Origin of the sequence: Ancylobacter sonchi (assembly GCF_018390695.1) — a bacterium.
GTDB lineage: Bacteria > Pseudomonadota > Alphaproteobacteria > Rhizobiales > Xanthobacteraceae > Ancylobacter > Ancylobacter sonchi.
In genome coordinates, this window is sequence record NZ_JAHBGF010000046.1 from 115,627 (window position 1) to 129,185 (window position 13,559).

Consider the following 13,559-nt stretch of genomic DNA (forward strand, 5'->3'; position numbering starts at 1 on the left):
GATGAGCGCGGAGGGATTCAGCGCCGATGTGTCACCGGCCCGTGCCGGCCGGCTCGGCTGCGCCTGTCCGCCGGACAGTGCTCGTCTCTTGCGTCGCGTGCCGGGGCAGGGGCGGCTTGCCGCCGGCTTCGCGCTGGTGGTGCTGGCGCAGGCGCTGACCGTCGGCGTGCTGCCGCTCGCCGGGGCGATGCTGGCGCCCGACCCGCGCCTTGCCGCCCTGCCGCTCGCGGTGCTGATGCTGGGCGCGGCGGTGGCGAGCGTACCGGCGGCCTTCCTGCTCGATTCCTTCGGCCGCCGTGCCGGCTTCGCGCTCGGCGCCAGCCTCGGCATGGCCGGCGGGCTGATCGGTGCCCACGGACTCTATCTCGCGTCCTTCCGTGAACTGCTGATCGGTTGCGCCTGGCTTGGGGCGGCGCAGGGCTTCGGCATGTTCTATCGCCACGCCGCCGCCTTCGGCACCGGGACGGGCATGCGGGCCGGCGCGGTGGGCAAGCTGCTCGGCGCCGGCGTTCTGGCGGGGCTGGCCGGGCCGGTTCTGGCCGGCTGGGCGGAGGGACTGTCCAGCCCCTTCACTTTCGTCGGCACGCTGATCCTCGCCGCCCTTGCTCAGCTCGGCGTGCTGATCTTCGCGGTGGCGCTGCCGGAAGCGCGGTTCTCCCATGCCGATGCGCGACCCGCGGACGCTCTCGTGACGGCGGCTCCGCGGCGCGTGCTTGGCTGGCGCGCCCTTGTCGGGCCGACCCTGATCGCTGCCGCCGCCTGGGCGGTGATGGGCGCTGCCATGTCCGGCGTGCCGGTCGGGCTCGTAGTCTGCGGCGTAGCGGCACCGACGGTGACCGGAATCGTCGCGTGGCATGTGGTGGCGATGTACGCCCCCGCGCTGGCCGGAGGCCGGCTGGCGGAGCGCTTCGGCGCCGGCCGGCTGGCGCTGTCGGGGCTGGCGCTGGCGCTTGCCGGCGTCGCGGTGGTGCGTCTCGCCACTGAACCGGGACCGCTGGCAGTCGCCTTCATCACCGTTGGTGTTGGCTGGTCGCTCGCCACCCTCGGCGCGACGCTGGTCCTGCATGCGCGCGGGGCGGCTAGCCGGTTGCAGCTCGCGCTCCATGACGGCACGATCCTGCTCTGCGCCCTCGCCGGAGTCCTTCTCGCCGCGATCTGACAGCGAGGCGCCATCCGCCCGTTGACCTCGCGTTCTTCATTTTGTAAGTGATCGTTCACTAACAAAATAGGGAGCGTGCGCCGTATGTTCACGTTGTTGATGAAGTCGCGGCGCTTCGCGCCCCTGTTCTGGGCCCAATTCTTCAGCGCCTTCAACGACAATTTCGTGAAGAACGCGCTCGCTTTGCTCATTCTCTACGGGATGGGCGAGACGCATGGCGGCGCCCTTGTCACCGCGGCCGGCGGCGTGTTCATCCTGCCCTTCTTCCTGCTCTCGGCGCTGGGGGGCCAGCTGGCCGACCGCTACGACAAGGCGCTGGTGGCGCGCCGGCTGAAATTCGCCGAGATCTGGATCATCCTCGTCGCGGTGATCGGCTTCGTGCTGCAATCGCTGCCGCTGCTGTTCGTCGGCCTGTTCTTCATGGGGGCGCTCAGCGCGCTGTTCGGCCCGGTGAAATACGGCATCCTGCCGGACCATCTCGCCAAGCAGGAACTGGTCTCCGGCAATGCGCTGATCGAGATGGCGACCTTCATCGCCATCCTCGCCGGCACGCTGGGCGGCGCGATCGCCATCACCCACACCGGCGAGTGGTCGGTCGCCGTCTTCACCTTCGCCGTGACGGTGCTCACCTGGCTGGCGGCCCGCTTCATCCCGCCGACCGGCCCCGCGGCGCCGGACCTCCGCATCGACGCCAACATTTTCCGTGCCACCGCCCGGCTGCTCGGCGAGCTCAGGACCCGCCGCCCGGTGTGGATCGGTGCGCTGATCGTCAGCTGGTTCTGGCTGGTCGGCGCGGTGGTGCTGTCGCTGCTGCCGACCATGGTCCGGGAGGATATCGGCGGCGACCAGAGCGTCGTCACGCTGTTCCTCCTGCTGTTCACCGTTGGCGTCGCCATCGGCTCCACTCTGGCCGCCAAGCTGTCGGAAGGGCATATCCTGCTGGCGCTGGTGCCGCTCTCCGGCCTCACGATGGGCATCTTCGCGCTGCTCATCGCCTGGGCCATCGCTGGCGAGCCGGCACCGGGGGCGTTGATCGGCTGGTGGGAATTCCTCACCACCGGTTGCGGCCCCTGGATCGCCCTCGCGCTTACCGGCCTTGCGGCCTCGGGCGGCGCCTTCGTGGTGCCGACCTTTGCCTATGTGCAGAGCGAGGCGCCGGAAGACCAGCGGGCCCGCGTGATCGCCGCCAACAATGTGCTCAATGCCGCCTTCATGACGGGTGCGGCGGTCATCGTGGCGCTGCTGCAATTCGCCGGCGCGGGCGTGTCGCTGCTGATGATGCTGGTCGGCCTCTCCACGCTCCTGGTCGCGGCGGCGGTGGGACGTGCCTTCCAGGGGCATGTGCTGCGCGACCTGATCCGCGTCATCTTCCGCGTGGTGTTCCGCGTCGAGGTGACCGGCGCCGAGCATCTGCGCGCCTCCGGCGAGCGCACCGTGGTGGCGATCAACCATGTGAGCTTCCTCGACGCGCCGCTGATCATGGCGTTGCTCGACAATGATCCGATCTTCGCGGTCGATGCCGGCATCGCCCAGCGCTGGTGGATCAAGCCGTTCCTGAAAATGGTGCGCGCCTTCCCGCTCGACCCGACCCGGCCGCTGGCCACCCGCGACCTCATCCGTCTGGTGCAGCAGGGCGAGACGCTGGTGATCTTTCCCGAGGGGCGCATCACCGTCACCGGCTCGATCATGAAGATCTATGACGGCTCGGCGCTGATCGCCGACAAGTCGGAGGCTCAGATCGTCCCGGTGCGCATCGAGGGCCTCGAACAGACGCCGTTCTCGCGGCTCACGCCCGATCAGACCCGCAAGCGCTGGTTCCCCAAGGTACGCGTCACCATCCTGCCGCCGCGCCGGCTGAAGGTCGATCCCGAGCTGTTCGGCCGCAAGCGGCGCCGGGCGGCGGGCGCGGGCCTCTACGACGTGATGAGCGATCTGGTCTTCGAGACCAGCCATACCGGCATCACGCTCTACGAGGCGGTGGAGGCGACCGCCGATCGGCTCGGCCGCAAGCGCATGATCGTCGAGGATCCGCTCGGCACCCAGCTCACCTACAGCAAGCTGCTCCTCGGCGCGAAGATCCTCGGCGCCAAGCTTGCCGCCCTCACCGGGCCGGGCGAGACGGTCGGCGTGCTGCTGCCCAACGCCGCCGGCATCGCCGTGGTGCTGCTCGGCCTGCATCGGCATGGCCGGGTGCCGGCGATGCTCAACTACACGGCGGGCCCCGCCAATCTCGTTTCCGCCTGCAAGACGGCGAAGCTCACCACCATCGTCACCTCGCGCGCCTTCATCGAGAAGGCGCGGCTGGAGGCGGAACTCGCCGAGCTCGAAAAGCACGTGCGGATCGTAATGACCGAGGATGTCCGTGCCAGCATCACCACGCCTGACAAGCTGAAGGGTTTGCTGCCGGCGCGGCTGCCGGTGAAGATGGATCCGGACGGGCCGGCCTTCATCCTGTTCACCTCCGGCTCGGAGGGCGTGCCGAAGGGCGTGGTGCTGAGCCATCGCAACGTGCTGTCCAATGTGGCGCAGGTGGCGGCGCGCATCGATTTCTCGCCGGCCGACATCATCTTCAACGTGCTGCCGGTGTTCCACTCGTTCGGCCTGTTGGGCGGGCTGATCCTGCCCATCGTCTCCGGCACCAAGACCTTTCTCTATCCCTCGCCGCTGCACTACCGGATCATCCCGGAGCTGGTCTACGCCACCAATGCCACGGCGATCTTCGGCACGGACACCTTCCTCGCCGGCTATGCCCGCACCGCCAATCCCTATGATTTCCGCTCTCTGCGCTTCGTGGTCGCCGGCGCCGAACCGGTGAAGGCGGAGACGCGGCGGGTGTGGATGGAGCGCTTCGGCCACCGCATCCTTGAGGGCTACGGCGTCACCGAATGCTCGCCGGTGGTGGCGGTGAACACGCCGATGTTCAACAAGGCGGGCACGGTCGGGCGCATCCTGCCCGGCATCCGCCATCGCCTCGACCCGGTTCCGGGGATCGAGGAGGGCGGCCGGCTGCATGTGAAGGGGCCGAACATCATGATCGGCTATCTGCGCGCCGAGGCGCCTGGCGTGCTGGAGCCGCCGGAGGCGGGGTGGCACGACACCGGCGATATCGTCGCGCTCGACGAGGAGGGCTTCGTCGCCATTCGCGGCCGCGCCAAGCGCTTCGCCAAGGTCGCCGGCGAGATGGTCTCGCTGGCTGCCGTCGATGCCATGGTGGCGGCGCTGCGGCCGGATGCCGAGCATGTCGCCGTCGCCGTGCCCGACGCGAGGAAGGGCGAGCGCATCCTCCTGCTCACCACCGCCACCGACCTGACCCGCGGGGCACTGCAGGCGCATGGCCGCGAGATCGGCGCGACCGAGCTGATGATCCCGGCCGAGATCCTGCCGATGGACAGCCTGCCATTGCTGGGTTCCGGCAAGGTCGACTTCATGGCGGCGCGGCGCACGGCGCTCGAGGCGATAGCGGCCCGCAGCGTCGCGCCGCGCGGCGGCGAGGCGTGAGCGTGGCGAGCGCTCCCGAGAAACGCGGCCGCGACGGCGCGCGGACGCGGCTGCGCATCGAGGAGGCCGCGCTACGGCTCTTCGCGGCTCGTGGCGTTGCCGGTACTTCGGTGCGGGATATCGCCGAGGCGGTCGGGGTGTCGGAGGGTGCTCTCTACCGCCATTTCGCCTCCAAGGAGGAGCTGGCGCGGGCGCTCTTCCTCGATCGCTATGCCGTGCTGGCGCAGGCGATTCGCGAGATCGGCCAGATACATAGGGATCTGCCGTCGCGGCTGGCGGCGATGGTTCGCCTCGGCTGCACGCTGTTCGACGAGGAGCCGGCGCTGTTCGCCTATCTCCTGATCAACCAGCACGACCACCTTGCCCATGTGCCGGACGATCCGGCACGCAACGCGGTGGCGGCGCTGGCGGAACTGCTCTCAGACAGCGCCGCCAACCTGCCGCAGCCGCCGGCATTGGCGGCGGCGATGGCACTGGGGCTGCTGGTGCAGCCGGCGGCGTTCGCGCTCTATGGTCGGCTGGAGGGGCCGCTGTCGCGCCACGCCCCGGTCATCACCGAGGGCGTGCTGCGCCTTTGCATGCCGGACGGCACAGCAGAAAGATAAGCGATCAGAACAGCTTGAGGCCAGGCGGGATCGGCAGGCCGGCGGTGAGCGCCTGCGTGCGCTCCTGGATCAGCCGCTCGCCCTTGCCGCGGGCGTCGCTGTGGGCGGCGACGATCAAATCCTCAAGGATTTCAGCCTCTTCCGGCTTGATCAGGCTGGGGTCGATGGTGACGCCCTTCAGCGCGCCCTTGGCGCTCATGACGACCTTCACCATGCCGCCGCCGGAGACACCCTCGACCTCGATGGCGTCGAGCTCGGCCTGCATCTGCTCCATGCGGGCCTGCATCTCCTTCACCTTGGACATCATGCCGAGCAGGTCTTTCATAGCGGACTCCTTAACCAGTAAACGTGTCGCGCAAAAGCACGCAGAAACAAGGGATTAGAACTCGATCTCGTCATCGGCGCCCGGGCCGTCGTCGCGGGCGGCCATGAGGTCGTCGTCGCTCGCATAGTCGTCGAGCGCGGGGGGAATCTCCGCCGTGGTGCGCACATCGACGATCTTGGCGCCGGGGAAACGCGAGAGCACCGCTTCCACCAGCGGGTTCGCCTGCACGTCGCTGAGCAGGGTTTCGCGGGCGGATTTTGCTTGTTCCGCAACGGTTTGCTCGCCCTGCTCGCGGGAGAGGGCCACCAGCCAGCGCCGGCCGGTCCAGTCGCTGAGCTTGTTCTGCAGCTCGGTGACGAGGCTGGCGCCGGCCTCCGAGGTGAGGGCGATTTCCAGCCTGCCATCCTCGAAGGCGACAGGCCGGACGTGATTCTCCAATGAAAACTTGAGCTTGAGGTCACGACGGGTGGAGGCGAGGGCCACCAGATCCGCCATGGTCTCGATGCGGATGCCCGGCGCCGCCTCTGCCGGCCGCTCGGCCGGGCGTGGGGTCTCGGTGCGGCTGGCGAGCGCGAGATGCGAGGCCGGTGCGGTGGCCGATGCGGCCGACGGCGCCGTCGCGGTGGCCGGTGAGGCCAGTTGCCTCGACATCGGGGCCGATTGCAGGGCGGCGGCGGTCGCCGTCCCGGATGAGCGCGCCTGCGGCGCCGAGGTGGGAGCGCCGGAGGAGGGGGCACCGAGGCGGGGCGAGGGGGCCTCGCCGCCACCCGTAGTGCCTTCGAGGTCGCGCAGCTTGCGCAGCGCCTCGTCGGGGGTCGGCAGGTCGCTGGCATAGGCGAGGCGGACGAGGGCCATCTCCGCCGCCTGCATGGGCTTGGCCGCCTGCTGCACCTCGGCGAGGCCCTTGACGAGCATCTGCCACGCGCGGGCCAGCACCCGCATCGACAGCCCCTCGGCGAGCGCCCGGCCACGCACCCGCTCGGCCTCGACCAGCGCCGCGTCCTCGGCCGCCTGCGGCAGGATCTTCAGCCGCGTCACCAGATGGGTGAACTCGGCGAGGTCGGCGATCACCACCGCCGGGTCGGCGCCGGTGTCGTACTGCTCGCGCAGCTCGACCAGGGCGTTGCCGATATCGCCCTTCATCAGCGATTCGAACAGGTCGATGACCCGGCCGCGATCGGCGAGGCCCAGCAGCGAGCGCACCTGTTCGGCATGCACCGTGCCGCTTCCATGGGCGATGGCCTGGTCGAGCAGGGAGAGCGAATCGCGCACCGAGCCTTCCGCCGCGCGGGCGACCAGGCTGAGCGCCTCGGCATCGATGGTGACGCCTTCCGCCTCGCAGATGCCGCGCAGGTGGTGGGCGAGCACGCCGGAATCGATGCGCCGCAGATCGAAGCGCTGGCAGCGCGACAGCACCGTCACCGGCACCTTGCGGATCTCGGTGGTGGCGAAGACGAATTTCACATGCTCCGGCGGCTCCTCCAGCGTCTTCAGCAGGCCGTTGAAGGCCGCCGTGGAGAGCATGTGCACTTCGTCGATGATGAACACCTTGTAGCGCGCCAGCACCGGCTTGTAGCGGGCCGCTTCGATGATCTCGCGCACATCGCCGATGCCGGTATTGGAGGCGGCGTCCATCTCCTGCACGTCGACATGGCGCGATTCGATGATGTCGCGGCAATGCCGACCAAGCTCGGGCATGTCGAGCGTGGGGGCGCCGCCGCCCGCCGGGCCGTCCATCGGCTCGTAATTGAGTGCGCGGGCTAGGATGCGGGCGGTGGTCGTCTTGCCGACCCCGCGCACCCCGGTGAGGATATAGGCCTGCGCGATGCGGCCCGAGGCGAAGGCGTTGCGCAGCGTGCGCACCATCGCCTCCTGCCCGATCAGATCGGCGAAGGTCTGCGGCCGGTACTTGCGGGCGAGCACCCGATAGGGCGTCGCCGGGCCGGTCGACGACGAGGCCACAGCCGGGGCAAGGCCGAGCATCGCGTTGTCATCTGGCATCGCGTCGTCGTCGGGCATGTCGGGGCGATCCGCGCTCATGGTGCCTTCATAGCATCGCGGGGGGACGGGAATGCAACGCCGCCGAGCCGGGGGGCGGAAAAAACCGGGGAAGGCGGCCGGCCCGGGCGCGGCGAGGGAGAGCCGATATGCCCCGGCGGAGAGACCACGGCGGTGGCCCGCAGGCGACGGCTCTCAATGTGCGGAGGAATGCCCGGCAGCGGCGGGCAAAGAGGGTGGGAGGCTGACATGCGACCCGAGACGGGCTCGTTGGGGCTGCTTCCTTCCGGACCTGACCCGGTTGGCGAGTGGCTCGTCCACCGCCAACCTCCCGGCGCCTATATCGGGCAGATGCGCCCGCGATGCAAGGGGCGGCTGCGTGTCCATCTGCCCGATAGAGCTGCTGGCAAAGTGATGCGCCGGTGCGGGGAGGCGACCGGCGCCCGTCGGACGGCCCGGCCCAGCGGGGGGCACGAAGCTCCGCGTCGCCGCCGGGCCGGCATGGACGCCGCTCGGCACGTCGGCATGGCCCCGCGCGCGGCGAGCCGCTATAGAGGGCGCGCAGGGAGGACGGGGCAGCGAATGGACGACATGACGACTTCCGACGGTTTCACCCTCGACACCCGGCTGGCGGCCGACACCTTCCCCATCGTCGAGCTTCGGCGCTCGACGCTGCTGCTGATGAACGACGCCCGCTATCCCTGGCTGATCCTGGTGCCGCGCCTCGCCGATGCGCGCGAGCTGATCGACCTCGACCCGGCGACCCGCGCGGTGGTGATGCACGAGCTCGACCAGGCAGCGCGGGCGCTGAAGCAGCTGACCTCCTGCGACAAGCTGAACGTCGCGGCGCTGGGCAACATGGTGCCGCAGCTGCACATCCACATCATCGCCCGCTTCGCCACCGACGCCGCCTGGCCGAACCCGGTCTGGGGGCGCGGCGCGCCGGTGCCCTATGCCAGCGCGGCGGCGCAGGACCTGATCGCGCCGCTGAAGGCCGCGCTGGAGGACAGAAATTGAGCGTGGGGGATGTCGACACCGCCGGACTGGGTGAATGGCCGCATCTCGGCTACAGCGCCTTCCGGCTCGACCGGGCCAGCGACCGGCGCGCCCGCATGCCGGAATTCCTTGCCGATCCGCGTGCCCGCGCCTGCCTGATCGCCGGCGAGACCGTGGTACTGGCGCGGCGCGGCGAGGGGCCGCACGGGGCCATGCTGCCGCTCGCCGAGGCGGTGGCGCTGGGCGGACGCACCGCCGAGGCCTGCCTGCTCGGGCTCGATGACGCGGGCGCGGTGCCGCACATGGTGCTGCCGCTGCACGCGGCGTCGGCCGGGGCGCTGGCCGAGCGGGAGGAGCTCCTGCTCACCGATTTGCGCTCCATCGCGGTGCAGGGGCTGGTGTCGCGCGAGGAGCTCGCCGAACTCGCCTGCGCCAAGGCGATGCTGGCCTGGCACGCCCGGCGCAGCTTCTGCTCGAACTGCGGCACCCGGCTGGAGGTGGCGGAGGCCGGCTGGCGGCGCGAATGCCCGCATTGCGGCGCGCAGCACTTCCCGCGCACCGACCCGGTGGCGATCATGCTCACCATCGACGGCGACGCGTGCCTGCTCGGCCGCTCCGCCCGCTTCGCGCCGGGCATGTGGTCGTGCCTCGCCGGCTTCGTCGAGCCGGGCGAGACCTTCGAGGAGGCGGCGCGGCGCGAGACCCTCGAGGAGGCCGGCATCCGCACCGGGGCGGCGCGCTATCTGTGCTCGCAGCCCTGGCCGTTCCCGATGTCGGTGATGATCGGCTTCCATCTCGAAGCGGCGAGCCGGGAGATCCGCATCGACGACAACGAGCTGGAAGGCGCGCGCTGGTTCCACCGCGACGAGGCGCGGCTACTGCTGACCCGCACCCATCCGGACGGGCTGGTGGCGCCGCCGCCGATGGCGATCGCCCACCACCTGATCCGCGCCTTCGTCGAAGGCCGCGACCCGCCGGCGGGATGAACCCGCCGCGCGGGAGCGTCAGCGGTTAGCGGGTCAACGCTTGGCGAGTAGACGCTTGGCAAGTAGACGCTTGGCAATTCGACGTTTGGCAGGTCAACGTTTGGCCAGCGCCGCCCTCTCGATGCTCTTGGCGAAAAGCGGCGTCTCGCCCTGATTGTGGACCGACGACGCCTTCTGGCGGGCGGCGGCGGCCTCCTCGAAGGCGATGCCGTGCTCCTTGATGAAGGCGTCGAAGGCATCGGTGGCGCGGGCGGTGACGCTGTTGCGGTATTCGACGCGGCCGTCTTCCAGCTGCCGGGCGGAGAGCTCCCAGGTCACTTCCGAGGTGGAACGGCCCTGAGGCCCGAAGACGTCGGTGATCGAGACGAGCTTCAGATCGTGCGGATCGGCGTGGTGCTCGACATAGTTCTGCACCAGCAGCGCCCCGCCGATACGCTCCACATTGATCGACATGCGGGTACCGTCATCGGCGAAGGTCGCGCCGCAGGCGATGTGGTCCGGCGAGCAGCGCTTGTACTCGGCGGTCGGCAGCGCATAGAGCCACGCGGGAATGTCGATCTTCTCGAACGGCGCGTCGATGATCGCGGTGAAGGACGACTGCGAAAGAATGGCTCCGGCCATGATCCTGCTCCTGCTTGGGTCCGCCTTTCGGACCGACGGGAGCATCTCATTGCGGTGCAGCATCCACCATCAGACGGTGGTTTTGCCGAGGACATCCAAAGGTTTGCCGGCCGTGACCTTCGTCTGGTCGCGGCCCGCCGCTCGCGTGTCAGCCCTCGCGCGTCCACGGGCGGAAATGCTTGGAGAGCTTCAGCCCCTGCGCCTGGTAGTTGGAGCCGAGGCCCTCGCCATAGAGCGAGCGCGGCTTGGCCAGCATGCGCTCATAGACGAGGCGGCCGACGATCTGGCCGTCCTCCAGGATGAACGGCACCTCGCGCGAGCGCACCTCCAGCACCGCGCGGGCGCCGCCATGCGCATTGTCGCGCCCGCCCGCCGCCGCATGGCCGAAGCCGGGATCGAAGAAGCCGGCATAGTGGACGCGGAACTCGCCGACCAGCGGATCGAACGGCACCATCTCCGCCGCATGGCTCGGCGGCACGTGCACGGCTTCCTTCGAGGCGAGGATGTAGAAGGCGTCGGGATCGAGCACCAGCTCGCGCCGGCCGCGCGTCACCAGCGGCTCCCAATAGTCGTCGACGTCGCACTGGGCGCGCCTGTCGACGTCGATGAGGCCGGTGTGGCGCTTGGCGCGGAAGCCGAGCAGGCCGCCGAAGCCGGCGCCCGACAGATCGACGCTCACCGCGATGCCGCCGCCGGCGACGTCCGGCTGCGGGGTGTCGACGAGGCGCTCGGCGGCGTTGAGCGCCACGGTCTCGGCCTCGCCGAGGCGAGCATCGCCGCGGCGGAAGCGGATCTGCGACAGCCGCGAGCCCTTGCGCACCAGGATCGGGAAGGTGCGGGGGGAGATCTCCAGATACAGCTTGCCGGCATAGCCCGCCGGGATGATGTCGAAGGAGCGGGCGCGGTCGGCGATGACGCGGGTGAACACGTCGAGCCGGCCGGTGGAGCTCTTCGGGTTGGTCGAGGCGGCGATGCCCTCCGGCAAGGCGAGGGATTCCTGCAGCTCGACCAGATAGACGCAGCCGGTCTCCAGCACCTCGCCGCCGGCGAGGTCCAAGCGGTGCAGGGCGAGCCGGGACAACCGGTCGGCGACGTCGGCGTCGGCACCCGGCAGGAAGCTGGCGCGGATCCGCCAGGCGGTGTCGCCGAGCCGCAGGTCGAGGCTGGCCGGCTGCACCTGGTCGGCGTCGAAGGGCGAGGCCGTGCGGATGGCGCCGGCGGCATGGAGCGCGACGATGGCGTCGTCCGGCAGAATGCCGTCACCCGTCGAAGGCAGACCCAGTTCGGATACCATTGATGCTCCTGCGCCCTGCTCACTGATTCCGACATGAAGGCGACAGACGCCGAATGTGCGAAATTCGCATAAGACATCGTTCGCTTTACCGGACGCGCCCCTTGACGCCAAGCGGGTGGCGGCGCTAATTGCCTCCCACCACGTGGTCATTTGAAGCCGACCGGCTTGCCGCCACGCTAAACAAGGTTGCTAAAAAGGTCGGGGCCGCGCGGCGTACGCGCGTGGGCGACCCCGGTCTATCGATGAACCCGGAGCCGCCTAATGTCTGAAGCCCCCACCGAAAAGCTGACCGCCGCCGAGATCGCCGAGCTGCGTCCCGATACCCGCCTCGTGCATGGCGGCATCCTGCGCTCGCCCTTCGCGGAAACCTCCGAGGCGCTGTTCCTCACCCAGGGCTATGTCTACGACACCGCCGAGCAGGCCGAGGCGCGCTTCAAGGGCGACGACCCGGGCTTCATCTATACCCGCTACTCCAACCCGACCACGGCGATGTTCGAGGCCCGCCTCGCGCTGCTCGAAGGCGCGGAAGTGGCGCGCGCCACCGCCTCCGGCATGGCGGCGGTCACCTCGGCCATGCTGTGCCAGCTGAAGGCCGGCGACCATGTGGTGGCGGCCCGCGCGCTGTTCGGCTCCTGCCGCTATGTGGTGGAAGAGCTGCTGCCGCGCTTCGGCGTGACCACGACGCTGGTCGACGGAACCGACCTTGCCGCCTGGCAGGCGGCGGTGACGCCGGAAACCAAGGTGTTCTTCCTGGAGAGCCCGACCAACCCGACGCTGGAGCTGGTCGACATCGCCGCCGTGGCGAAGATCGCCCGTGCCGCCGGCGCCCGGCTGGTGGTCGACAATGTGTTCGCCACCCCGATGCTGCAGAGCCCGATCGCGCTCGGCGCCGACATCGTGGTCTATTCGGCGACCAAGCACATCGACGGGCAGGGCCGCTGCCTCGCCGGCGTGATCCTGTGCTCGCAGCAGTTCCTCACCGACCATCTGCAGACCTTCCTGCGCCAGACCGGCCCCTCGGTGTCGCCGTTCAACGCCTGGGTGATGCTGAAGGGGCTGGAGACGCTGCCGCTGCGCGTCGAGCGCTCGCAGGCGAGCGCGACGGCGCTGGCCGACCGGCTGGCCGGCGAGGCCAAGATCGGCAAGGTGATCTATCCCTACCGCGCCGACCATCCCCAGCATGAGCTGGCCAAGCGGCAGATGCGCGGTGGCGGCACGCTGGTGACCTTCGAGGTGGATGGCGGCAAGGCCGGGGCCTTCCGCTTCCTCAACCAGCTGAAGGTGGTGCGCATCTCCAACAATCTCGGCGATGCCAAGAGCCTGGTGACGCACCCGGCGACCACGACGCATCAGCGCTTCTCCCCCGAGGCGCGGGCGGAGATGGGGATCTCCGACGGCATGGTGCGCCTGTCGGTCGGCCTCGAGCATGTCGACGACCTCACCGACGACATCCGCCGCGCGCTGAAAGCGGTGTGAGGGCGGACGGCAAGCCCGCTCCGCGGGGGAGGGGAAGCCGCTCGACGCTTCCCGGCCGTGTCCCCTGACCGACCCGCTTCGCGGGCCACCTTTCCGTCGAAGCCGGATGTTTCCGGCTTCGACCTTGCCGGACTCGAACCCGGCTACAGCCGGACTCGGGTGGGAAGGGGCCCACCGGTTGCTTCCACCATTGCACTCCGGACCACGGTTGGAAGAGGGGAGGCCCCGTCTCCCTGTCGGGGAGAGCGATGGGGTGAGGGGGCTTCGGCACCTCCCGAGGTTGTCTCTCCTCACCGACCTGCTTCGCAGGCCACCTCTCTCCAACGGGGAGAGGTGGCCGGTGGGGTGCGCCTTCCGCCGTGGCGTCGTCCCGACCGTCAGTTGCGGGAGAGTATGCTCCCTCTCTCCGTCGGGGAGAGGGATGGGGATGAGGGGCCTTTGGCACCTCCCGAGGTTGTCTCAGCTCACCGACCTGCTTCGCAGGCCACCTCTCTCCAACGGGGAGAGGGAAGGCATGTGGGGTGCGTCTTCCGCCATGCTTTCTCCTGAACGTCAGTTGCGGGTGAGTATGCTCCCTCTCTCCGTCGGGGAGAGGGATAGG

Annotated in this window: 10 protein-coding genes, 1 other RNA gene and 1 riboswitch; of the genes, 6 read left to right on the top strand and 5 right to left on the bottom strand. The window is 69.7% G+C overall.

The annotated features are described in order from the left end of the window. The first annotated feature begins 1 nt into the window (after window position 1). The 3 genes from KHC28_RS24780 to KHC28_RS24790 all read left to right on the top strand — a co-directional run bounded on the left by KHC28_RS24780 (window position 2) and on the right by KHC28_RS24790 (window position 5,262). Window positions 2–1,159, top strand: coding sequence for an MFS transporter (locus KHC28_RS24780; protein WP_214011050.1), 1,158 nt, complete (start codon window positions 2–4; stop codon window positions 1,157–1,159). Window positions 1,160–1,243: 84 nt separating this feature from the next. Continuing rightward, a complete protein-coding gene (locus KHC28_RS24785; RefSeq protein ID WP_214011051.1) occupies window positions 1,244–4,657 on the top strand; it encodes an acyl-[ACP]--phospholipid O-acyltransferase in 3,414 nt (1,137 codons plus the stop codon). A gap of 2 nt (window positions 4,658–4,659) precedes the next feature. Next, window positions 4,660–5,262, top strand: coding sequence for a TetR/AcrR family transcriptional regulator (locus KHC28_RS24790; protein WP_214011052.1), 603 nt, complete (start codon window positions 4,660–4,662; stop codon window positions 5,260–5,262). 4 nt (window positions 5,263–5,266) lie between these two features. Here KHC28_RS24790 and KHC28_RS24795 read toward each other — a convergent pair whose 3' ends face one another. The 3 genes from KHC28_RS24795 to ffs form a co-directional block, all read right to left on the bottom strand. Then, window positions 5,267–5,587 (bottom strand): YbaB/EbfC family nucleoid-associated protein, encoded by a 321-nt coding sequence (locus KHC28_RS24795; RefSeq protein ID WP_214011053.1) that lies wholly within the window; start codon window positions 5,585–5,587, stop codon window positions 5,267–5,269. A 54-nt stretch (window positions 5,588–5,641) separates the two neighbouring features. Continuing rightward, window positions 5,642–7,627 (bottom strand): DNA polymerase III subunit gamma/tau, encoded by a 1,986-nt coding sequence (locus KHC28_RS24800; RefSeq protein ID WP_214011054.1) that lies wholly within the window; start codon window positions 7,625–7,627, stop codon window positions 5,642–5,644. Window positions 7,628–7,821: 194 nt separating this feature from the next. Beyond that, an RNA gene (gene ffs / locus KHC28_RS24805) (signal recognition particle sRNA small type) lies at window positions 7,822–7,917 on the bottom strand. A gap of 259 nt (window positions 7,918–8,176) precedes the next feature. Here ffs and KHC28_RS24810 point away from each other — a divergent pair. Continuing rightward, window positions 8,177–8,602, top strand: a complete 426-nt coding sequence (locus KHC28_RS24810) for an HIT domain-containing protein (protein WP_214011055.1) — start codon at window positions 8,177–8,179, stop codon at window positions 8,600–8,602. Then, window positions 8,599–9,567: an NAD(+) diphosphatase gene (gene nudC, locus KHC28_RS24815; protein WP_214011056.1), complete on the top strand. Its 969-nt coding sequence runs from the start codon at window positions 8,599–8,601 to the stop codon at window positions 9,565–9,567. The genes KHC28_RS24810 and nudC overlap by 4 nt, the downstream gene beginning before the upstream one ends. A 93-nt stretch (window positions 9,568–9,660) precedes the next feature. On the opposite strand, the gene KHC28_RS24820 is transcribed toward nudC, so the two are convergent. Continuing rightward, window positions 9,661–10,188 carry a hypothetical protein gene (locus KHC28_RS24820; RefSeq protein WP_214011057.1) on the bottom strand — a complete coding sequence of 176 codons (528 nt, stop codon included), beginning with the start codon at window positions 10,186–10,188 and terminating at the stop codon, window positions 9,661–9,663. Between the two features lie 148 nt (window positions 10,189–10,336). Next, window positions 10,337–11,482 (bottom strand): 2'-deoxycytidine 5'-triphosphate deaminase, encoded by a 1,146-nt coding sequence (locus KHC28_RS24825; RefSeq protein WP_214011058.1) that lies wholly within the window; start codon window positions 11,480–11,482, stop codon window positions 10,337–10,339. A 132-nt stretch (window positions 11,483–11,614) separates the two neighbouring features. Then, window positions 11,615–11,696: riboswitch (SAM riboswitch) on the top strand. Window positions 11,697–11,743: 47 nt separating this feature from the next. Here KHC28_RS24825 and KHC28_RS24830 point away from each other — a divergent pair. After that, window positions 11,744–12,958 carry an O-succinylhomoserine sulfhydrylase gene (locus tag KHC28_RS24830; protein WP_214011059.1) on the top strand — a complete coding sequence of 405 codons (1,215 nt, stop codon included), beginning with the start codon at window positions 11,744–11,746 and terminating at the stop codon, window positions 12,956–12,958. Window positions 12,959–13,559 lie beyond the last annotated feature (601 nt).

What these genes read in the sequence shown, in the direction of transcription:
- KHC28_RS24780 (WP_214011050.1), top strand. Translation starts at nt 2, where the DNA reads ATGAGCGCGGAGGGATTCAGCGCCGATGTGTCACCGGCCCGTGCCGGC.
- KHC28_RS24800 (WP_214011054.1), bottom strand. Translation starts at nt 7,627, where the DNA reads ATGAGCGCGGATCGCCCCGACATGCCCGACGACGACGCGATGCCAGAT.
- KHC28_RS24795 (WP_214011053.1), bottom strand. Translation starts at nt 5,587, where the DNA reads ATGAAAGACCTGCTCGGCATGATGTCCAAGGTGAAGGAGATGCAGGCC.
- KHC28_RS24820 (WP_214011057.1), bottom strand. Translation starts at nt 10,188, where the DNA reads ATGGCCGGAGCCATTCTTTCGCAGTCGTCCTTCACCGCGATCATCGAC.
- KHC28_RS24830 (WP_214011059.1), top strand. Translation starts at nt 11,744, where the DNA reads ATGTCTGAAGCCCCCACCGAAAAGCTGACCGCCGCCGAGATCGCCGAG.
- KHC28_RS24810 (WP_214011055.1), top strand. Translation starts at nt 8,177, where the DNA reads ATGACGACTTCCGACGGTTTCACCCTCGACACCCGGCTGGCGGCCGAC.
- KHC28_RS24785 (WP_214011051.1), top strand. Translation starts at nt 1,244, where the DNA reads ATGTTCACGTTGTTGATGAAGTCGCGGCGCTTCGCGCCCCTGTTCTGG.
- KHC28_RS24825 (WP_214011058.1), bottom strand. Translation starts at nt 11,482, where the DNA reads ATGGTATCCGAACTGGGTCTGCCTTCGACGGGTGACGGCATTCTGCCG.